19 protein-coding genes are annotated in these 22,582 nt (G+C 36.4%); 14 read left to right on the forward strand and 5 right to left on the reverse strand.

Going from position 1 to position 22,582, the window contains the following annotated elements:
- Window positions 1–168: 168 nt before the first annotated feature.
- Window positions 169–1,074: a 5'-nucleotidase, lipoprotein e(P4) family gene (locus tag GZH82_RS03340; protein ID WP_162681308.1), complete on the forward strand. Its 906-nt coding sequence runs from the start codon at window positions 169–171 to the stop codon at window positions 1,072–1,074.
- Between the two features lie 162 nt (window positions 1,075–1,236).
- On the opposite strand, the gene GZH82_RS03345 is transcribed toward GZH82_RS03340, so the two are convergent.
- The gene (locus tag GZH82_RS03345; protein ID WP_162681309.1) at window positions 1,237–1,434 is read right to left on the reverse strand and encodes a DUF2929 family protein; all 198 of its coding nucleotides are present in this window, start codon (window positions 1,432–1,434) and stop codon (window positions 1,237–1,239) included.
- A 149-nt stretch (window positions 1,435–1,583) separates the two neighbouring features.
- Between GZH82_RS03345 and GZH82_RS03350 the strand changes: the two genes are divergently transcribed.
- Entirely contained in the window at window positions 1,584–2,525 is a 942-nt protein-coding gene (locus GZH82_RS03350; RefSeq protein ID WP_096596531.1) for a beta-ketoacyl-ACP synthase III, read from the forward strand.
- An 18-nt stretch (window positions 2,526–2,543) separates the two neighbouring features.
- On the forward strand, window positions 2,544–3,788 hold the full coding sequence (gene fabF, locus GZH82_RS03355; protein WP_162681310.1) for a beta-ketoacyl-ACP synthase II: 1,245 nt from the start codon (window positions 2,544–2,546) through the stop codon (window positions 3,786–3,788).
- Between the two features lie 54 nt (window positions 3,789–3,842).
- On the opposite strand, the gene GZH82_RS03360 is transcribed toward fabF, so the two are convergent.
- The gene (locus GZH82_RS03360; RefSeq protein ID WP_238989631.1) at window positions 3,843–4,640 is read right to left on the reverse strand and encodes an MFS transporter; all 798 of its coding nucleotides are present in this window, start codon (window positions 4,638–4,640) and stop codon (window positions 3,843–3,845) included.
- A gap of 874 nt (window positions 4,641–5,514) precedes the next feature.
- On the reverse strand, window positions 5,515–5,892 hold the full coding sequence (locus GZH82_RS03365; RefSeq protein ID WP_162681311.1) for a DUF3899 domain-containing protein: 378 nt from the start codon (window positions 5,890–5,892) through the stop codon (window positions 5,515–5,517).
- A gap of 245 nt (window positions 5,893–6,137) precedes the next feature.
- Between GZH82_RS03365 and opp3b the strand changes: the two genes are divergently transcribed.
- Genes opp3b through GZH82_RS03390 form a run of 5 tightly spaced genes read left to right on the forward strand, consistent with a single transcriptional unit; the run spans window position 6,138 to window position 11,840 of the window.
- The gene (gene opp3b / locus GZH82_RS03370) at window positions 6,138–7,064 is read left to right on the forward strand and encodes an oligopeptide ABC transporter permease (protein WP_162681312.1); all 927 of its coding nucleotides are present in this window, start codon (window positions 6,138–6,140) and stop codon (window positions 7,062–7,064) included.
- Window positions 7,064–8,125 (forward strand): oligopeptide ABC transporter permease, encoded by a 1,062-nt coding sequence (gene opp3C, locus GZH82_RS03375; protein ID WP_162681313.1) that lies wholly within the window; start codon window positions 7,064–7,066, stop codon window positions 8,123–8,125. The genes opp3b and opp3C overlap by 1 nt, the downstream gene beginning before the upstream one ends.
- A gap of 14 nt (window positions 8,126–8,139) precedes the next feature.
- A complete protein-coding gene (locus GZH82_RS03380) occupies window positions 8,140–9,219 on the forward strand; it encodes an ABC transporter ATP-binding protein (protein ID WP_162681314.1) in 1,080 nt (359 codons plus the stop codon).
- Window positions 9,212–10,153 carry an ABC transporter ATP-binding protein gene (locus GZH82_RS03385; protein WP_162681315.1) on the forward strand — a complete coding sequence of 314 codons (942 nt, stop codon included), beginning with the start codon at window positions 9,212–9,214 and terminating at the stop codon, window positions 10,151–10,153. The genes GZH82_RS03380 and GZH82_RS03385 overlap by 8 nt, the downstream gene beginning before the upstream one ends.
- Window positions 10,154–10,175: 22 nt before the next feature.
- On the forward strand, window positions 10,176–11,840 hold the full coding sequence (locus tag GZH82_RS03390; protein WP_162681316.1) for a peptide ABC transporter substrate-binding protein: 1,665 nt from the start codon (window positions 10,176–10,178) through the stop codon (window positions 11,838–11,840).
- Window positions 11,841–12,588: 748 nt separating this feature from the next.
- Here the strand turns inward: GZH82_RS03390 and trpS are convergent.
- Window positions 12,589–13,578, reverse strand: a complete 990-nt coding sequence (gene trpS, locus GZH82_RS03395) for a tryptophan--tRNA ligase (protein WP_162681317.1) — start codon at window positions 13,576–13,578, stop codon at window positions 12,589–12,591.
- Between the two features lie 311 nt (window positions 13,579–13,889).
- Here trpS and spxA point away from each other — a divergent pair, with 311 nt between their 5' ends.
- The 6 genes from spxA (at window position 13,890) to pepF (ending at window position 21,029) form a co-directional block, all read left to right on the forward strand.
- Window positions 13,890–14,285: a transcriptional regulator SpxA gene (gene spxA, locus GZH82_RS03400; protein WP_162681318.1), complete on the forward strand. Its 396-nt coding sequence runs from the start codon at window positions 13,890–13,892 to the stop codon at window positions 14,283–14,285.
- Window positions 14,286–14,620: 335 nt separating this feature from the next.
- Entirely contained in the window at window positions 14,621–15,319 is a 699-nt protein-coding gene (mecA, locus tag GZH82_RS03405; RefSeq protein WP_162681319.1) for an adaptor protein MecA, read from the forward strand.
- A gap of 553 nt (window positions 15,320–15,872) precedes the next feature.
- Window positions 15,873–17,234: a trypsin-like serine peptidase gene (locus tag GZH82_RS03410; RefSeq protein WP_238989632.1), complete on the forward strand. Its 1,362-nt coding sequence runs from the start codon at window positions 15,873–15,875 to the stop codon at window positions 17,232–17,234.
- 18 nt (window positions 17,235–17,252) lie between these two features.
- Window positions 17,253–17,915: an LPXTG-anchored surface protein SpsR gene (gene spsR, locus GZH82_RS03415; RefSeq protein ID WP_162681320.1), complete on the forward strand. Its 663-nt coding sequence runs from the start codon at window positions 17,253–17,255 to the stop codon at window positions 17,913–17,915.
- A gap of 266 nt (window positions 17,916–18,181) precedes the next feature.
- A complete protein-coding gene (locus tag GZH82_RS03420; RefSeq protein ID WP_162681321.1) occupies window positions 18,182–19,147 on the forward strand; it encodes a competence protein CoiA in 966 nt (321 codons plus the stop codon).
- 73 nt (window positions 19,148–19,220) lie between these two features.
- Window positions 19,221–21,029 (forward strand): oligoendopeptidase F, encoded by a 1,809-nt coding sequence (gene pepF / locus GZH82_RS03425; RefSeq protein ID WP_019165984.1) that lies wholly within the window; start codon window positions 19,221–19,223, stop codon window positions 21,027–21,029.
- A 755-nt stretch (window positions 21,030–21,784) separates the two neighbouring features.
- Here the strand turns inward: pepF and yjbH are convergent.
- Window positions 21,785–22,573: a protease adaptor protein YjbH gene (gene yjbH, locus GZH82_RS03430; protein ID WP_162681322.1), complete on the reverse strand. Its 789-nt coding sequence runs from the start codon at window positions 22,571–22,573 to the stop codon at window positions 21,785–21,787.
- Between the last annotated feature and the right edge of the window lie 9 nt (window positions 22,574–22,582).

Below are 22,582 nucleotides of genomic sequence, written 5' to 3' on the forward strand. Positions count from 1 at the left end.
AAATATATCAATCAAGACAAGCAATAATTTTTATGGTGCTTCTTTTCAATGTCATAAATATAAAAAATTAATAGAAATATTGAGATTTACTAAAAAAGGTTTTAATATAGATGTGTGAATTTAACTATCAGCCCAATTCGCACATTATACATAGAAAAGGTGAAGAACTTGAATAAATGGACAAAAGCATCAGCAGCACTTTTAGCATTAGGCATCGTTTCTTCTAGCGTATCGACTGCAACATACGCTTCAGGTAGTGGCGCAGTTAAAACTGAGCAAACAGAAAAGCACGAAATAAAAGCGAAAGATAAGGCAGCGCAAACGTTAGGTCAACAAAACATCATGAGTGTGGCTTGGTATCAAAACTCAGCAGAAGCCAAAGCATTGTATGCACAAGGTTATAACGCAGCGAAAGAAACTTTAAGTAAAAAGATTAAAAATCATCACGGTGGTAAAAAATTAGCCATCGTCCTTGATATTGATGAAACAGTGCTCGATAACTCACCGTATCAAGCAACGAATGCATTAAAAGGTCAATCTTTCCCAGAAGGTTGGCATGAATGGGTACAATCTGCACAAGCAAAACCTGTTTATGGCGCGAGATCATTCTTGAAATATGCAGATCGTCATGATGTTGAAATCTTTTATGTATCAGACCGTTCACATGAAAAAGATTTAGACGCGACAATTAAAAACTTAAGAAATGAAAAATTGCCACAAGCCGATAAAAAGCATGTGTTGCTGAAAAAAGAAGGGGAAAAAGGAAAAACTGAACGTCGCGATAAAGTACGTACAGATTACAATTTAGTCATGTTATTTGGCGACAACTTACTTGATTTTGATGAGCCTAAACAACCGACAGCGAAATCACGTGAAGCACTTGTGAAGCAACATGAAGATGATTTCGGTAGCAAGTACATCATTTTCCCTAACCCAATGTACGGTAGTTGGGAAGCGACATTATATGACAATAACTACGGCTTAGAAAACAATAAAAAAATTCAAAGTCGTGAACAGTCATTACGTTATTTCGATGCGAAAACTAATAAAGTACAATCGTACGAAATGAAGTAAATTCTACTAAAACCTTAAAAAACTGATGAGGCCATATTAAAGTCTCGTCAGTTTTTTACGTATGGGCAAGTGCTTTGAAATACGTGTGGAATATGTAAAAAAGGCTAGAAATTGAACAAAAATTCTGTCCAACATCCAACCTTTTCAAAATGGCATACGATGTCAAATCTCATTCGTATCTTGTGATTGCTTCGGTGGTGTCGTTGCAACATCTAACAATGCAAGTGCAATCACTATAATGACAGCGACAAACAATGGCGTCACAACATTTAGTGGACCGCCACCACTCAAGCTATTTAAAACGAAATTAATCATTTCTATAAGTAAAACAGCCCAAATCAATGTGATGAAGTATTTCATTGTATATTGCCTCCATTTAACTGATAATTCTATTATAGTATGCTTGAGATGTTTTGTATACCATCCCTAGCATGTCACTTGTCTTTTTTTGTGACTATATGTTAAATTAATACCTGGTATTAAAAATTTTAAAAGAAGGTGTTCAAACCATGAATGTAGGTATTAAAGGATTTGGTGCATATGCCCCAGATCGAGTTGTCGATAATGCATATTTTGAATCATACCTAGATACATCTGACGAATGGATTTCACAAATGACTGGGATTAAAGAACGTAGATGGGCAGATGAGAATCAAGATACATCTGATTTAGCGTATGAAGCAAGTATTCGTGCGATTGAAGATGCAGGTATCGATGCACAAGACATAGACATGGTTATTGTTGCAACATCTACTGGAGATCATCGTTTTCCAACAGTGGCAAATATGTTACAACAGCGACTAGGACTCGGTAAAGTTGCATCTATGGATCAATTAGCCGCATGTTCTGGATTTATGTACGGTATCGTTACAGCACGTTCATTTGTATTATCAGGTGAATATCAAAATGTGCTCGTAGTGGGTGCAGATAAACTTTCAAAAATTACAGATTTAAATGACCGTTCAACTGCTATTTTGTTTGGAGACGGTGCAGGTGCAGTGATTATTGGCGAAGTATCTGAAAATCGTGGTATTCTGAGCTATGAGTTAGGTTCAGATGGTGTTGGTGGCAAATACCTTTACCAAGATCAAGAAACAAACTTTATTCGTATGAATGGCCGCGAAGTTTTCAAATTTGCGGTACGTGTGATGGGTGAATCGTCACAACGTGCAGTTGAAAAAGCGAATTTAGGCCCAGATGACATTAATATGTTTATTCCACACCAAGCGAATATCCGTATTATGGAATCCGCGCGTCAACGATTAAATTTACCAAAAGAAAAAATGAGTGTTTCAGTGGATAAATTTGGTAACACATCAGCAGCTTCTATCCCGCTCAGTGTCAAACAAGAACTAGAAAATGGACGTATTAAAGACGATGATGTCGTTGTTTTTGTAGGCTTCGGTGGCGGACTTACTTGGGGCTCAATCGTCATCAGATGGGGTAAATAAATAGAGGAGGAAATGAATATGACAAAAAAACAGCGTGTTGTAGTGACAGGTCTTGGTGGCTTATCACCAATCGGAAATGATGTCCCGTCAATGTGGGAAAATGCATTAAATGGTGTGAATGGTATTGATAAAATTACTAGAATCGATACAGAACCTTATCAAGTGCACATTGGTGGAGAACTAAAAGATTTTAATGTTGAAGACTTTATTCCTAAAAAAGAAGCACGTAAAATGGCGCGCTTTACACAATATGCCGTTGTAGCGTCACGTGAAGCGTTAACAGATTCAGGACTTACAATTGATGAAACGAATGCGAATCGTGTCGGCGTATGGATTGGTTCAGGCATCGGTGGTATGGAAACATTTGAACAAGCATATGATCAATTGAAAGCCAAAGGACCACGTCGCGTTAGTCCTTTCTTCGTACCGATGTTAATTCCAGATATGGCATCAGGACAAGTGTCAATTGATACAGGTGCGAAAGGGCCAAACGGTGCAACAGTTACAGCATGTGCGACTGCAACGAACTCTATTGGTGAAGCATTTAAAATTATCGAACGTGGCGATGCAGACGTGATGATTGCAGGGGGAACAGAAGCCCCAATCACACATATGTCTATTGCAGGATTTAGTGCGAGCCGTGCGTTAACTACAAATGGTGACATCGAAACAGCATGTCGTCCATTCCAAGAAGGTCGTGACGGTTTTGTCATGGGTGAAGGTGCAGGGATTTTAATTTTAGAATCATTAGAATCTGCACAAGCACGTGGCGCGAAAATTTATGCTGAACTTGTCGGATACGGTGCTACAGGTGATGCGTATCATATTACTGCGCCAGGTCCAGAAGGTGAAGGTGGTTCTCGTGCGATGGAAGCTGCGATTAAAGATGCAGGTATCCAACCGAGCGATATTCAGTACTTAAATGCACACGGGACAAGTACACCAGTAGGCGACTTATCTGAAATTCAAGCGGTTAAAAATACGTTTGGTGAAGCAGCGTATCACCTTAAAATTAGTTCTACAAAATCAATGACAGGTCACTTATTAGGTGCAACAGGTGGTGTCGAAGCGATTTTCTCTATTTTATCTATCCGTGATAGTAAAATCGCACCGACCATCCATGCAAATTCACCAGATCCAGAAATTGATTTAGACATTACACCAAATGTTGCGGTGGATCATGACATCGAATATGCGATGAGCAACAGTTTAGGTTTTGGTGGACATAACGCTGTATTAATTTTCAAGAAATATAGTGAATAGAGCGATTAAAAATGAGCGATGATGCTTTCTATGATGATAGAGGGTGTCATCGCTTTATTCATGTATGTAACTTTTTCTAAAAAACAGCACGACGATGAATGCGATAATAGAACAAACGACATAGACGATACCATAGTGAAGCGGTACGAACAACCCGAATAAGACACACGATAAAGGTGTCAAACCGAAAACGATACTTTGTGTTAATGAAAATACGCGTGATTTGAAATTTTCTTCAATCATTTGATGCATCATCATTTGAAATGTAATAATATTCAGCGACACTGAACAGCCTAACAAAACGTTACTGAGCAATATCAAACTGTAGACGAGCATAGGATTTGTGAGTAAAAAGTATGTAGACGCAACAATCAATAAGGATAAAGCTTGTAATAACATAGAGATGACATATAAATTTTTAATGTGGCTATTGATTTTAAACATCGTGATAACGAGCGACGAAAGTACAATAGCACCTCCAAGTACACCTTCAGCCATACCTAAAAGTTTTGACGAGTAATGGAGTTGGTTCACAATGACGATAGGGAATCCGACAATGAGGGCATTACATAAGAAATTCATACATAAACTCGTGATGATGATCATCTTTAATGGATGATGGTGAAATAAGTATGTCATGCCTTCTAACAAACCTTTTGAAAATGATGTTGCTTTAGGATGTACAGTTGGATTTTTAAATGTTAAAAAGAGCAATAAAATCAAGCCAATGCGCTCTGTAGCCGCATTGATGAACGCGAGTGTATTGATTTTGATGATTGCAACGATGAATCCGCCTAAAATGGGTGTGATGAGTAATGAAGCGGTTTGAATGGTTTGCCTTATCGATACCATTTTTTCTAAGTAAAGGCCCCGTGATAAACTTAAAATTGGACGAAATCGTTATTTTAACCATCGCATCAACAAAAACTAAAATAATCATCACTGTAAAGATACTAGAGATGTCGTTGTGATGGAGACATGCAAATAAAAATAAAGACATACTGCTTAAAAGTTGACCGAATAGCAGTATTTTTTATTGGAATGTCGATCAATTAAATTGCCTAACAATGGGCTAGTAAGTACAGTAATGATAGATAGAACAGCAAGATAACTCCCGAAAATTGAGCCCGAATCCGTAATTGTTAAAATGTAGAAGCCACAAGCAAATGTAAAAATAGCAGAAAAAATGTTGATATCGTTTCAAAACATAACAGTATGATTGAGTTTTTCATGCAATCCCCCCTAGTCATTAATTATAATACATACAAAAAAATGAAGGCCTTTACTTTTTCGAAAATTCTAATAAAAATATTTTTGACTAAAAAAAGACGAGGCCATCTCAAAATTCCCTCGTCTTTTTGGGTTTTGCTATTGTTAAAGTCATTTTCATTTCTCTGAATAGTTATACAGCACTGTTTGTATTAGAAGCACATTTGGATGGTTACATGAGGCTCTACTTTGGAAATGAAATGGTAAAAAGTCACTATATAATAGTAGAAAGTCGTCACAAATATTCCATTTATGAAGTACCCTGCTGTTGTTGTCATATTGCTACAAATCTATCATCACAAGGCATCATGCATGTGAGCTGAGTTCTAAATAGAGCATTCGAACTGACAATGGATAAATAACTTAAAAGTGATAAAGGATGTCGGCGATATTTCGGAATTATCAGACTTCATACACACGCTAAACAAACATTTGTGCATAAGAGATACACATCATTTTAAATTAAATATGCAATGATAATCGCTAATAAAAAGTAGACGAGCTGCATGATTAAAGCAGGTTTAATCCACGGTGATACAAAATGGTGTGCTTTTTTAGGTTCTTTAGGGTTAAAAAATTCGTCGTCTTCTAAACGTGAACGATTTTTTTTGCGCATCATTTGGTAACGGAACTTTCTAAAACCATAGCTTGTCACATCGAGTATCCCTTCTTGCACGATTAACAGTGTGAACAATAAAATGCCGACTAAAATAGATACGGTGAAAAAGATGTTCAACAACTGGGTGAAAGAATGTGTCGAGAACAGCCAAATGATCAAGCTTGCGATAGGTGTTAATAAGATATAGATTAACGCATTGTTGTTTAAGTATTTCATCGTTTCAGTCCTTTTTTGTATTTACTCCCATATTGTAACGGAAACAGCTCAATTTGACATCTTATTTTTAGTTCATTAAAAATTTATACCCTGTCTAAAGAGTAGGTATAAAGCTAAAATATCTAAAACTTTATTGAGGTAAATCAAAATGTTATTGATTAAATTTTATGAAAAGTTTATAATGGCATTAATATTTCTGAAAATTTAGAAGGGAATGTTAATTAGCATGTAGGGGGTAAAAATCAATGCTTAGATATACGTTAAAGCGTTTGCTGTATATGGTCATTTCTCTATTCATCATTGTTACCATCACATTTTTCTTGATGAAATTAATGCCAGGTTCACCATTTAACGATGAAAAGTTAAGTGAACAACAAAAGACCATTTTGAATGAGAAATATGGATTAAATGATCCACTACCTGTTCAGTACGGCAACTATATGAAAAATGTTGTAAAAGGAGATTTTGGTAATTCATTCCAATACGACAACCAACCTGTTTGGGATCTCATTAAACCGAGATTAGTACCGTCGTTTCAAATGGGCTTATTTGCGATGGTCATTGGTGTCATTTTAGGGGTGATACTCGGGGTTATCGCAGCGACCCGACAAAACACATGGGTAGATTATCTCGCCACCTTTATATCGGTTATCGCCATTTCGGTACCGTCATTCGTATTAGCAGTATTATTACAATACGTGTTCGCGGTGCGTTTACAATGGTTTCCAGTAGCGGGTTGGGAAGGCGTATCTACGGCAATCTTACCATCACTCGCATTATCAGCAGTTGTTTTAGCAACAGTGGCACGATATATTCGAGCGGAAATGATTGAAGTGTTGAGTTCTGATTATATATTACTTGCTCGAGCAAAAGGGAATTCGACAGCAAGAGTATTATTCGGGCACGCGTTACGAAATGCACTGATTCCAGTTGTCACTATTCTTGTACCAATGTTAGCGAGTATTTTAACTGGGACATTAACGATTGAAAATATCTTCGGTGTACCAGGACTTGGTGACCAGTTTGTGCGTTCGATTACAACAAATGACTTCTCAGTGATTATGGCGATTACATTATTATTCAGTACGTTGTTTATCGCTTCAATTTTCATTGTGGACGTCCTTTACGGTTTAATTGATCCACGAATTCGCTTGCAAGGAGGTAAAAAATAATGTCAAATCAAGAACGTCATTTACCACAAGATGATCATTCAGGCGCGACAGTTGCGCAAACCTCTGGAATGATGCACGAAGATTTTATTCGTACAGGTGCACCGGATAGTGGAGAACAAGAATTTCAACGTGAAGGTCGCACATTTTGGCAAGATGCTTGGGCACAATTAAAGCGTAATAAACTTGCTGTAGTTGGGATGATAGGTCTTGTGATTATCATCTTATTTGCTTTGATTGGGCCGTTATTAAACGGGCATGACTTTGCAGAACAAGATGTACAACGCCGTAACTTACCGGCGAAAATTGCAGTATTAGATAAAGTGCCATTTCTACCGTTTGATGGACAAGGTGTAGATGGTAATGCCTATGAAAAAGCACACGTGACAGAAAACTTCTGGTTTGGTACGGACCAACTCGGACGTGATTTATGGACACGTACATGGCAAGGGACGCAAGTATCACTCTTTATTGGTCTTGTTGCCGCGTTATTAGATATCTTTATTGGTGTGATTTACGGTGCGATTTCCGGCTATTTCGGTGGTCGCGTTGATGATATTATGCAACGTATTATCGAAATTATTTCTTCAATCCCAACGCTAATTGTCGTGATTTTGTTCGTCTTAATTTTTGAACCATCAATTTGGACAATTATTTTAGCGATGACAATTACAGGTTGGATTGGGATGAGCCGTGTTGTACGTGGAGAATTCTTAAAATTAAAAAATCAAGAGTTCGTATTAGCATCACGTACATTAGGATCATCGAATTTAAAACTGATTTTTAAACATATTTTACCGAATACGTTAGGTGCGATTATTGTTACGTCAATGTTTACTGTGCCGAACGCGATTTTCTTTGAAGCATTTTTAAGCTTTATCGGAATTGGGGTACCTGCACCAAGAACTTCTTTAGGTTCGCTTGTAAATGATGGCCGTGCGATGTTATTAATCCATCCACATGAGTTGTTTATTCCAGCGGTCGTATTAAGTTTATTAATTCTATTTTTCTATCTCTTTAGTGATGGGCTACGCGATGCATTTGACCCTAAGATGCGTAAATAAAGGAGGAATGTACAATGTCTGAGCGTGTATTAGAAATCAATGACTTGCATGTATCCTTCGATATTGAAGCAGGGGAAGTGCAAGCAGTTAGAGGCGTTGATTTGTACTTGGATAAAGGTGAAACATTGGCCATCGTTGGAGAGTCAGGTTCAGGGAAATCTGTCACAACGAAAGCAATCACGAAATTATTCCAAGGGCAAACAGGTCGCATTAAAAACGGCAGTATTATTTTTAACGGAGAAGATTTAACACAAAAATCGGAAAAGGAACTCATGAAATTACGTGGGAAAGAAATTTCAATGATTTTCCAAGATCCGATGACATCACTGAACCCAACGATGAAAATTGGGAAACAAGTGATGGAACCGATTATTCGTCATATCGGCTTAAGTAAAGCTGAAGCGAAAAAACGTGCAGTCGAGTTGTTAAAACTCGTTGGCTTAAAACGTGTTGAAGAGCGCTTCAATGCATATCCCCATCAATTTTCAGGAGGTCAACGTCAACGTATCGTTATTGCGATGGCATTGGCATGTGAACCGAAAATTTTAATTGCCGATGAACCGACAACGGCACTTGATGTAACGATGCAAGCACAAATTTTAGACTTGATGAAAGAGCTTCAACAAAAAATTGATACGTCTATTATTTTTATCACGCACGATTTAGGTGTGGTGGCGAATGTGGCAGATCGTGTCGCAGTGATGTACGGCGGTCAAATGATTGAAACAGGCGATGTCAACGAAATTTTCTATGATCCAAAACATCCATACACATGGGGCTTACTCTCATCTATGCCAGATTTAGAAATGGCGGATGACACAGCATTGTTAGCTATCCCAGGTTCACCACCTGATTTAACACGTCCACCTAAAGGAGATGCCTTTGCGGCGCGTAGTGATTATGCTTTGGCGATTGATTTCAAAGAGGCGCCCCCATGGTTTAAAGTGTCACCAACACATTTTGTTCGTTCATGGTTGTTAGATGAGCGTGCACCTGAAGTTGAACCGCCAGAAATGGTAAAGCGTAAGCAGCGTCCAATGCCGAATAACTTTGCCAAACCAGAACGCGTAGAAAGGGTGTCGTTTAATGAATGAAAAAGAAGTATTAGTTGAAGTGAAAAATTTGAAGCAATATTTCAATCAAGGCAAACGCAATGAAGTTCGTGCGATTGAAGATATTTCTTTTAAAATTTTTAAAGGAGAAACTTTCGGACTTGTAGGCGAATCAGGTTCTGGTAAATCGACAACAGGTAAAGCGATTATCAAGTTGAACGATGTCACAGATGGACAGGTGCTTTACGAAGGGGTTAATATTCAAGAAATTAAAAAGCGTAAAGATTTATTGCAGTTTAATAAAAAGATTCAAATGATTTTCCAAGATCCATACGCATCATTGAATCCACGTTTAAAAGTAATGGATATTGTTGCGGAAGGGATTGATATTCACGGTTTAGCGAAAGACCGAAAAGATCGTAAAAAGCGTGTCTATGACTTGTTAGAAACTGTAGGGTTAAGAAAAAGTCACGCTAATCGTTATCCGCACGAATTCTCAGGGGGGCAACGTCAACGTATCGGGATTGCCCGTGCATTAGCGGTGGAACCTGAGTTTATTATTGCAGACGAACCGATTTCAGCATTAGACGTATCGATTCAAGCACAAGTCGTCAACTTAATGCAAAAATTACAACGTGAACGCAATATCACATTTTTGTTTATTGCTCATGATTTATCAATGGTGAAATACATCTCGGACCGAATTGCTGTCATGCATCTTGGACGAATTGTAGAACTTGGACCTGCTGATGAAATCTATCACAATCCGATTCACCCTTATACGAAGTCTTTATTATCTGCTGTCCCACAACCTGATCCAGAAAGTGAACGTACAAGAACACGTGTCGCATATGAAGAGGATCATACGAAAAATGATCACCGTCGATTAGTGGAGTGCGCGAAAGATCATTATGTGTTTGCGACAGAAGAAGAATTGAAACAATATCAAACGGAACACCAATCAGTCGGTGTATAAAGACGGGAAGGGGGAATCACAATTGAAAAAGCAGCATAGATTAAAATTATTCATCACATCTGTTTTATCAGTACTCGTATTAGCAGCATGTGGTAACAATGGTGGGATTTATAGTGACGAAGGACAAGTATTTCGTAAAGTGATTGCGCAAGATATGTCCTCACTCGATACAGCTAAAGTAACAGACTCAGTAAGCTTCGATAAATTTAATCAAGTCTATGAAGGGTTGTATACTTTAGATAAAAATGATAATGCAGTACCGGGTGTCGCGAAAGGTCAACCGAAAATTTCTGACGATGGCAAAACGTGGACGATTGAACTGCGTAAAAATGCGAAATGGTCGAACGGAGATCCTGTGACAGCACACGATTTCGTCTTCTCATGGCGTCGTGTGCTAGATCCAGATACAGCTTCAGAGTATGCGTATATTATGTATGACTTGAAAAATGCTGAACAAATTAACATGGGTAAAAAGAAACCTTCAGAACTCGGTGTGAAGGCGCTAGACGACTATACTTTACAATTTGAATTGGAAAAACCGATTCCATATTATAAAGAAATGTTAGCGTTCGGTACGTTTTTACCTCAAAATGAAAAAGTCGTGAAAAAATTTGGTGATCGCTACGGTACAACAGCTGAAAAAGCGGTTTATAATGGTCCATTTAAAGTGAAACAATGGGCAGTAGAAGATAAAATTTTATTAGTTAAAAATGACAAGTATTGGGATAAAGATGTCGTCAAACTTGATAAAATTAACTATAAAGTGTTAAAAGACGGTCAAGCAGGTGCGTCACTGTACGATACAGAATCCGTCGATGATACGACGATTTCATCAGAGCAGGTGGATAAATATAAAGGAACACCAGCATTACAAAAACGTTTACTTGCGGCGACATTCTATTTGAAACTCAACCAAGATAAAGTGCCAGCATTTAAAAATAAAGATATGCGTCTTGCGTTGGCAAAAGCGGTCGATAAAAAAGCTTACGTTGATGCAGTACTCAACAATGGTTCTGCGCCAAGTGATGGCTTTACATCAAAACAAACAGCCAAAGATCCAAATGGCGAAGATTATACTGATCAAATTAAATCACCATTAAAGTACAATCCAGATGAAGCAAAAGCACACTTTGAAAATGCGAAAAAAGCTTTAGGTCAAAGCGAATTCACGTTTAAAATGAATACAGATGATACACCAGCGAACAAAATTTCCGCTGAATTTATTAAAGCGCAAATTGAGAAAAACTTGCCAGGTGTTACAATTAAAATTCAACAGTTACCATTTAAACAACGTGTTGCACGTGAACAAAGCGGCAACTACGATATTTCTATCTCAGGTTGGGGTCCAGACTATCCTGATGCGATGACATATTTATACATTATGACTACAGGTAACGCATCAAACAACACAGGTTGGAGTAATAAAGAATATGATCAAAAAATTAAAGATGCGAACGGGCCGTTGTTAAGTGACGTTAAAAAGCGTAACCAAACATTAGTAGACGCTGAAGAATTATTATTAGCTGAAGCACCTATCGCACCAATTTATCAAAAAGGTGAAGCGCATTTAACGAACCCACAAGTGAAAAATCTTTACTATCATAACTTCGCTGGGGATACAACATTGAAATACGCTTATATCGATAAGAGTATTGATAGAGAAACAGGTAAGAAGAAAGAAAAGTAGTCTAAAGAACAAACTAAAAAGTGTGTTATTGTTTAGGTTCATCCTATGCAGTAACACGCTTTTTTGTGGTGATAAGTTGCGAGTGGTGTAAAAGAAGAACACAGACAAAAACTGTTGAGGACAAACTAGTACGAATCAAAAGGCAAAGCAACAAACCTGAGATGAATTAAAAATTGGACATCAGCAAATCTTATTGGATGATAAAGTGAGGAATAAAGAGAAGAGGTGAGGTGGAAAAGCGGATTAACAAATAAATGGAAGTATACGAAATGGCGCATTGTCAAAAATAAAGCAGTTGCAAGTTAGATAGCGCCCGGGTTGAGACTCCTGAGGGAATGAGTGCATACTGTTAACAGTCACGTCTTTACTTTGATAGTAGTTGCTGTTTATCGCAGTAGCTGTCTGACTTCTCAATACTTATGCTTTTGAGAAGTCTAGTCAGCCTTGCGGGGGTAGTACTACGAAATCTTTGTGACACATGAGATTTCTGTACTGCGCCCAAAATCCAATTCGGCTTCCATCTCATGTATGCTTCAATCAAGCCGAATTGAGTTGAAGGGCCAGCCCCTAGGAACGCGAAGCCATGATGGCAATCAAAAACACAAATCATAAGGAGGGCAAATTAAACAAAATACTGCATCAATAGCATCAAAAATTTTTATGTCCCATCTCCTAGTCAGCCTTGCAACTTTACTTTTCTAAAATAATTATGAAGTATCCAAACTATTATGGAATTAAGTCATGCAATTTATCGCTTACGACCTAACCCCATTGCTTTCTCCATCTTCTTCAATGTTTTAAACGATGCGCGATGTGCTTTGTCACGGCCTTCATCTAAAATCTTATCCAATTCATCTGATTCATAGAAACCATTGAACTTCTCTTGGAAATCCGTCAAGAAGTTTTCAACCACTTCTGCCAAATCTCCTTTGAACTTACCATAACCTACATTCGCATAACGGTCTTCCAATGACGCAATAGATTCGCCTGTTAAGCTAGAATAAATCGTCAATAAATTCGTAATACCTGGCTTGTTCTCTTTATCGAATTTGATAATACCATCCGAATCAGTTATGGCACTTTTAATCTTTTTCGCAGCGACTTTGGGTTCATCTAATAAAGAAATGAAGTTTTTAGGATTGTCATCACTTTTACTCATTTTCTTAGTTGGTTCTTGTAAACTCATCACACGTCCGCCGACTTCCGGCATTTTAATCTCTGGCTTTGTCAAAACGTCGTTATAGCGACTGTTGAAACGATCCACTAAATTACGTGTCAATTCAATATGTTGCTTTTGGTCATCACCGACAGGCACGATGTCAGTGTTATATAATACGATATCTGCTGCCATTAATGGTGGATAAGTCAGTAATCCAGCTGGAATGCCTTCGCTTTGTTTTTGAGATTTATCTTTAAATTGTGTCATACGTTCAAGTTCGCCGATAGAAGAAATCGTTGTTAACATCCATCCAGCTTGTGCATGGGCTGGTACTTCGGATTGGATAAATAATGTAACTTTTTCTGGGTTAAGGCCTGTTGCAAGATAAATTGCTGCGAGTTGGCGAATTTGTTTTCTTAATTTCAAACGATCTTGTGGTACCGTAATCGCATGTTGGTCAACGATACAAAAATAACAGTCGTACTCATCTTGAATGTCGACAAACTGCTTTAATGCACCGATGTAATTACCGATTGTGGGGATACCACTCGGTTGAATTCCTGAGAATAACGTTTTCATAATGAATAGCCTACTTTCTTTCATGTTTAATCGATACTCTTATTGTAACAGTATTTTCATCGTTTGTAAGTTATGATATGATGAACGTAATGAATGGATTGACAAAACTACTACTAAAGTCTGATTATTGAAATCATTGCATTATTTTGCATTTTTCTCATTTAATTTTAATGTTTTAGGTGTATAATAGTAACATAGCGTTAGAAACGAAAACGTAAAGATTTGAATTGTTTTAACACATATTGAGCAGTTAATCTTGAAACGTTAAATTACAATGAATTCATTTTCATTAAATTAGGAGAGTGAGATGTATGGTAACATTATTTACTTCACCAAGTTGCACATCTTGCCGTAAAGCGAAAGCATGGTTACAAGAACATGACATTCCGTATACGGAGCGAAATATTTTTTCTGAACATTTAACTTTAGATGAAATTAAACAAATTTTAAAAATGACTGAAGATGGAACGGACGAAATTATCTCAACACGTTCTAAAACTTACCAAAAATTAAACGTGGATATTGATGCCTTACCTCTTCAAGATTTATATGCGATTATTCAAAATAATCCTGGCATTTTACGTCGACCTATCATATTAGATGATAAACGGTTACAAGTGGGCTATAACGAAGATGAAATTCGTCGTTTCTTACCACGTAAAGTACGTACGTTCCAATTACAAGAAGCGCAACGTATGGTTGATTAAGCTTTCATCGTAATGAAGTCATATATTAAAGGACTAGAACTTTTGACGTTCTGGTCCTTTTTCTGTTTTTACCCATGCGGCGATCACGCTATAATGCTTACAATTAAAATGACTTGCTCCATAGACATTGTCATTGTACAGTTGAGGTATAAAATGAAGATGTTAAATGAACATGTCATAGGGGAGTTACAAAAAATGGTGTGATAAACAGATTGTGTTATACTTAATATATGGTATTCTTGAAAGATTGTATGATACAGACAAATAGATTGAGTTTTTGGAAGTTGTTTAATACAATAGGATTACTATTCATCGACTGTAAGGAGTGAGATGATATGAGAATAGAACGAATTGATGACATGACAGTGAAGCTTTTTATTACGTATACAGATATAGAAGCACGTGGATTCAAACGTGAAGATCTTTGGACGAACCGTAAACGCGGAGAAGAATTTTTCTGGTCAGTAATGGAAGAAGTCAACGAAGAAGAAGATTTTGTAGTTGAAGGGCCATTGTGGATTCAAGTACATGCCTTCGAAAAAGGTGTCGAAGTAACCATTTCAAAATCTAAAAATGATGATTTAATGCAAATGTCTGAAGAAGATAGCGCCTTTGATGAATTTGATAGTCAACTTAATGAATTGTTGTCACAGTCGTTGAAAGATGAAGAAACTGATGACCATAAAGATACAGAACAGTCATATCGTAAGCGCTCAGGCAAAAATCGTACAACGACACGAACAGCAATCTTTAGGTTTGAAGATTTAGAAGATGTGATTGCTTATGCACATCGAAATGACCAACGTCTCACAGAATTTGAAGACTTACTTTATATGTTAGATGACACGTATTACTATATCGTTCATTTTGATGATACTGTTGCAGAAGAACACATTCATGATTATTATGGACAAATTTTAGAATTTACTGCACCAAGTGATAAAACAGAATTTTACTTGAATGATTACGGTAAAATTGTAATGAGTCATAACGTGGTAGAACAAGTGAAACGTTATTTCCCTGAAGCAGAATAAATTGAATATCAAATAAATCAAAAAGAGATCAAGTGTGATTATGGCTTGGTCTCTTTTTGTTTTTAGCTTTTCGTTAGCAATACTTTTTATACATATTAGAAGAGGGCGATGGGGCAGTTTCTCTACAATGACGTAAGAATGTAGTCAGAAATTATCTTGCTTTGGCTTAGTTCACGATTAATGACGTGGTACCAAATGATATTTAATTATATTATTTGGTAAGTTGTCATCTATCCCAAGTGTAAAATAATTCACCTATTTTGTTATTCCTGTTTATCATCTTTATTTTTCTATTAAGTAGTGAAATTATTCCTGTTTATTTTCTTTGTGAAATATGCCAAAGTCTAAATTTTCTTGTCGACTCAATCAGGATATTGGTTTCGTGTAAGTGAAGAATAAATAGATGTTTTTGAGATAATATTGTGTATATTTTTTATAGTGTTTTCTAGAAAAGACACTTTCATATACAAGTTAATTTAATAATATTAAAATTACTGTTGATTAATATTTAATTTATGTATATATTTATATAAAAGGGGTTGAGGAGGATAAGGTGAAAAAGGTAACAAAACTTGTTTTTATTGTATTATTTCTTAGTATGTATACTCCGTCATATGTAAATGCAGAAGAATTCATAGCTGATGATGGAATTATTGAGTCACAAGCTACTGATATTTCTGCTATGCCAGGAGATATATTACCAATGCCTAGTACAGAAGCATCAACACAAAGTAAAGTTAATTTTAATAATACCGATAACTACGGAGATTTTTTTCCTCATGTCGAAAGTGTTATTGGTACTGACGAAAGGAAGAAAGTCTCTTCATTTACTTCGTCTCCTATTAAAGAGAATGTCGCTATAAAAGTTGAATGGAAGAATTCAGAGGGAAATTACGAAGGATATGTTGCATCTGGTGTAATGGTTAGTAAAGATACTGTGCTAACTGCAGCTCATGTTGTATATGATGAGGGAAGAAAAAAGATTGCAGAAAGAATAACTGTATACAGTGGGTTATATGGAAATATCATTCGAGGTTCTGCAAAAGGTATAAAAACGTATGTACTTAAAGGTTATACCAGTACACTAGATAGTAAATATGATTTAGCGGCTATAAAACTAGATACAAATTTAGGTAGTTTAACAGGTTCTTTGGGTATAACATCTACTATTGCTTTAGGGGATAAAATTGCAACAGCAGGTTATCCTGATGATAAGACCGATCGAACAAACAGTAATGATTTAAAATATTATATGTGGCGATCTACTGGTAAAATAATAAATTTGGATAAATATAGAGTTTATTATGATGCTGATACATCTGGAGGACAAAGTGGTAGTGGTGTATGGGATGTTAAAAGCAACAAGCTTGTGGCAATTCATACAAACGGAGGTAAAACATTTAATTTTGGAACAAGGATTACTCCACAATATCTAGATTATATAAAATATTGGATTGGGACACCTGTGGCTCATACTTATAACAAAAATGTTTCTATTTCAAAAGAAGGTCAAAAATTGTGGGGAGATCTTCAATTTTTAAAAGTAAAATCTGAAACCAAAGGTAAACTTGGGAAAGTGTATAATGCTAAATATTACTATAATCATCCAAATGGTAATAAATACCTTTCTTTATACAATAAAGATGGCACTTGGGCAGGATATAGCAATATGAATCATTCAGTCAATGTTACTGCTGTTTCTTATAACAAAAAAGTAGTAATTACTAAGAAGAAATATGATTTATGGAATAGTTTTTATTTCGATTCAAAAAAAGGGAAAAGTGATGCATATGTTAACAAACCGGTTATTGCTAAATATATTTACACATTAGGAAATGGTAGACAATATTATTCTTTATACTCAATTAAAAGTGATAAATGGTTAGGCTATGTTAATGTTAATGCTACAAAATAGAAAATGGAGGTCTTTTTAATGAAGAAAACAATTGCAGTACTTGGTCTGGGGCTATTAGCAACATTTTTTGTAAGTAACGAATCTTATGCCGCAGAAACGATTCAAAACAATACGTCATCAAGTGAAACGAATCAAAATTCAGATCAGGCACCGTTAGATCATTATATTCGAAAAGCGGATGGCACACTGGTTGAACCGAACGTGTACCCACATAAAGATTATGTAGAGAATGAAGGACCTTTACCAGAGTTTAAATTTCGAGTTGACTCTAAGAAAGATTCATCTGATTCAAATCAAGAGCCATTAGATCATTATATTCGAAAAGCGGATGGTACGCTTGTTGAACCGAATGTATATCCACACAAAGATTATGTCGAAAATGAAGGGCCTTTACCAGAGTTTAAATTTATGTATGCTGACAAACAAAATCATCATGACCAACAGAGTAAAAACAACAAGGATAAGCAGCGTGCAAATAACAGTGACAAAAAGCATAATGATCAGCCGAGTCATCCAAAAGCAGTCACGCCAGCTGCGCAACATGATAAAGCAGTAACTTCAAACGCTACTGTAAAAGAATTACCAAACACAGGTGAATCTGATAAAACAAGTCAATTACCCATCGTATTATCATTGTTATCTGTGGGAGTTTTAGTTTTATTAAAAGCGAGAAATAAATAAAATATAGACGCTTACATGAAAGAAAGGGATGACCCTATTTGCGTAGGGTTTTCTCTTTTTATTTTAACTATTCATATGGCATGGTTGTAGTGTCAGATTATCATGTTATACATATTGCTGCGTAAGTCGAGGCCAACTGGGAAACATATAGATAAAAATGAGGTCAAGAGGTGTGTATCGCTTGGTCTTTTTATTTGCGAAAAAATTTACCTTATCCCAAAGTAATTCTACAAACTTAAACGTGTAATAGGATGAGGTGAAAAGAGATGTTAACAGCTTATAATGCGCAATCGCAACAAATTTTAGCAACGCACGCACGTAAGGAAGAAGTGTATCATTGTCCAATCTGTAAAGAAGTATTGATTTTAAAGCAAGGGGTGCGGAAAGGTGCTCATTTTGCGCATTATCGGCATTCAATGGGGCATGTACATTTAAAAGGAGAGTCTGTTCAGCACGCACGATGTAAAGCTGCTTTGTATGAACAACTTTGTGAAATCGATTCGGAAACACAATTGGAGCCTTATATTAAAAGCATTACACAAATTCCAGATATTATTTTTGGAGTATGGGCTATTGAGGTTCAACTGAGTTCCATTGCGATAAAGACGATGAGAGCACGGACAGAAGGATTACAAAGAGAGGGATATCACGTTTTATGGTTAGCGGAAAAACCTCAAATAAAAAAGGGACTTTATGTGTTATCACAACTGCAACAACAATGTATCATCCCTTCTATAAAAACGTTATATTGTATGGATACAACATCATGTGAGCTGTTCAGATTGTCCCACATCATGCCGATCACTGCCAAAACCTTTCATGGACAATTGACGCCGCTTTCTATTCAAGAATTTAGCCGCGCATTACAACAGGAACCTCAGTATGATGTGATTGTCAGAAAGCTGTCGACATCTCAAATTTTGAAATACATTCAGCAATGTCGGCGTCAAAACAGTGTGTTAGAGCCTACGCTGTCATTGATGTATCAAATGCGCATGTCGGACAAACAAGTTACGAAAATTACAGGCTTTCTATTTCCGGAACAAATTTACATCCATACGCATCCAGTGTTATGGCAACTGTACATATTGAAATGTCTTCAAGCAGGTATACCGAGTCATTCACTGTTGTTAAAGCAATTGAAGTTTCGTCATTTTGCAGTAGAGGAATGCGATTGTCAACAGATCATCAACCGAATCGTACAGCGTTATTTAAAACTTCTCAATTTTTAGGTATATAGGGTGCATTATTTTGAGAAAAATGAGAAAATAGGAGTGTTACATACATCACGAGGAGGAATTTATAATGAGCCAGCAATTAACAAGAGAACAACAAGAACAAAAGTATCCAGAATATTCATGGGACCTCACGACGATTTTCGAAAGTGATGAGGCTTGGGAAGCAGCGTTTAAAACAGTTGAAAGCTATCTTGGCAAAGAAGAGCAATTCAAAGGCCATTTAGGTGATGATGCGGAAACATTGTATCAAGCCCTTTCATTAGAAGATGAAATTGAAACAGAACTTGAATCAGTTTATGTATATGCACATTTAAAGCAAGACCAAGACACAGCGAATGACAAATACACAGGTTTTGAAGCGCGGGCACATCAATTAGCCATTAAATTAAGTTCGGCTTGGAGTTTCTTAGTACCAGAATTACTTCAAATCGATGAAAAAACAATCGAATCTTACGTTGCTGAACATGAAGGATTAAAACGTTTCGAATTTGATTTGAACTTAATTAACCAAAAACGTCCGCACGTCTTAGATGCAGAAAAAGAAAAATTATTAACTGAAGCGCAAGATGCGTTGTCTACACCGAGCAATGTGTTCAGTATGTTTGATAATGCCGACTTAACATTTGATGATGTCACAGACAAAGACGGTGAAAAGCATGCATTGACACAAGGTTCATACATCAAATATTTAGAGTCAGATGATCGTATTTTACGTCAATCAGCTTATGAAAACATGTATAAAGCCTATGGTAGCTATAACAATACATTGGCGGCAACATTAGCAGGTGAAGTGAAGAAACATGTGTTTAATGCACGTTCTCACAACTATAAGAGTGCAAGAGCGCAAGCATTAGGTAACAACCATATTCCTGAAGAGGTTTACGACAATCTCGTGAAAACAGTTCATGAATACTTGCCACTGTTACATCGTTACACAAAATTAAGAAAAGAATTGCTCGGTGTCGATGATTTGAAAATGTACGATATGTATACGCCAATGGTTAAAGATATCAAATTTGAAATGCCTTATGACGAAGCGGTTGAATGGATGTTAAAAGGTCTTGAACCGATGGGCGAAGAATATTTAAATGTTATTAAAGAAGGTTTGAATAACAGATGGGTCGACGTTTATGAAAACAAAGGTAAACGCTCAGGTGCTTATTCATCAGGTTCACACAAAACAAATCCATTCATTTTATTAAACTGGTCTGACACAGTATCTGACTTGTATACGTTAGTACACGAATTCGGTCATTCAGCGCACAGCTATTTCAGTCGTAAAAACCAACCATCAAATATGAGCGGTTATTCTATTTTCGTGGCTGAAGTGGCATCAACATGTAATGAAGCGTTATTAAGCCACTACATGGAGCAGAATTTAGATGACAAGCGTCGTTTACTCTTACTCAACCAAGAATTAGAACGTTTCCGTGCAACATTATTCCGTCAGACAATGTTTGCAGAATTTGAACATAAAATTCATCAAATTGAAGAAGCAGGGGAGCCATTAACTGCAACACGTATGAACGAAGAATATGCCGCATTAAACCGTCAATATTTTGGTGATACTGTTGAAACAGATGATTATATTAGTAAAGAATGGTCACGCATTCCACATTTCTATATGAACTATTACGTCTATCAATATGCGACGGGTTATAGTGCAGCACAAAGTTTAAGTCATCAAATTTTAACAGAAGGTGCACCTGCTGTTGAACGTTACATTAATGAATTTTTGAAAAAAGGAAGTTCAAATTATCCGATCGAAATCTTGAAAAATGCTGGTGTCGATATGACAACACCAGGTCCAATTGAGGATGCATGTAAAGTGTTTGAACAAAAATTAGACGCTTTTGAAAAATTAATGAAAGCTTGAGGATGCTGAATCCGTTTACAATATGTCAGTTTTGTGAAAGTTTTAATTTCTGGGTTTAAATGGGTTGAAACAACATCACACACGTGATATATTATGAACATGAAATTAATCACATTACAAACATACCCCTTTGTTTGAAGTGAAAAATTTCTCCCATCCCCTTTGTTTAGCGCCGTGTCAAAACACGGCGTTTTTTTTTACTTAATTTTTCTGTTTATTAAAAATCATCCCTACAATTGTGACACCCAAAATGATTGATATTCCACTTAACCAACAAAATATTCCGTTTATAGCCTTCTCGTTTTATCATATCAGAAGCATGCGATATAAAAATGTGTATGAGAAGTCATTCAAAGTTAACCATATTAAATAAATTGACTAAAAAGCCTCTAAAGGTATGTTATCGTTATCTTCTCTATTAAATCACTTTGCTGTAAAAGAAGTACAAAGCGTTTTAAATACTTTTCAATCAAGTTTATAAAATGGATTAAAAAAACTCCGAACTTGAGTAGTCATATCACCACACAGATTCGGGGCTTTCCTATTAATGTTGGGTGGAGCATTAAAAAGAGGGAAGCACATTCCTTTTTCGAACATGAGCATTTCAAAATTTTTAGATCCGCTCAAGTCGTAGGAGGGCTTAGGTCGTTGTAAATGATTTATTACTTGCGATAAGTAGAAACCTCAAAATAAGACATGTGCTCACCATTCAAAAATAACGTAAAAAAGAGGTCCCCCACAAACGAGATACCTCTTTACATCATCGACTTCCAAAATTCACCGTCTGGATAATTCAATTTTCTTACTTTCTGTTGCAACATTAATTTCTTTAACTCTTTCTGCAACGTTTTCTCTGGCCATTCATAAATAGTGAGTAACTCTTCCTCAGTCACCAATTGCTTTTGTTGAATATACTCGCATAATTTAGGTGGTAAGCTTTTTTCTATAGGTGATCCCATCATTTCGTTAATGATATACGTATAAATATGGTACGGGTAAAGCCCTTCCACTTTTAACCCCTCAGCTTGAATATCCTCATTAAAAAATACTAAAGAAGGGGCCTGTTCGACTTCCATTTCTCGTGCGATATGGAGGTCGACTTTCAAACTCTCACGTAATTGCCCATTTTTTAAATCGTCAAGGTAAACATCATAATCCAGTCCAGCATTAATAATACATTTTGCTATCATGTCCTCTGTCACAATATCGCGCTTCGGTATAATTTCATTTTGAATGAGATGCATAAAACGATGCGCACGTGCACGCCCTTGTAACTCCGCTGCTTTAAAGGCGAGTGCAATATTGTCTCGATCTGATGTACTTTGTGCCTGACATTTCGTGAGTATCCGCAATGATGGGTTTAAAATATGACGAATACGGATATATTGATGATATTCAATTCTTAACTTTGACAAAACGGCAGATAGTTTAAAACTGTCTTTGTCAAATGGATCAAAAAAAGAATATATTTCAATCTTACTAACAGGTGAAAGATTTGAATCTTCACGACAAGTATTTACAATAGCTCTCAATTCTTTCGTCATGTTATTTCA

Origin of the sequence: Staphylococcus sp. MI 10-1553, from assembly GCF_010365305.1 — a bacterium.
Classification (GTDB): Bacteria; Bacillota; Bacilli; order Staphylococcales; family Staphylococcaceae; genus Staphylococcus.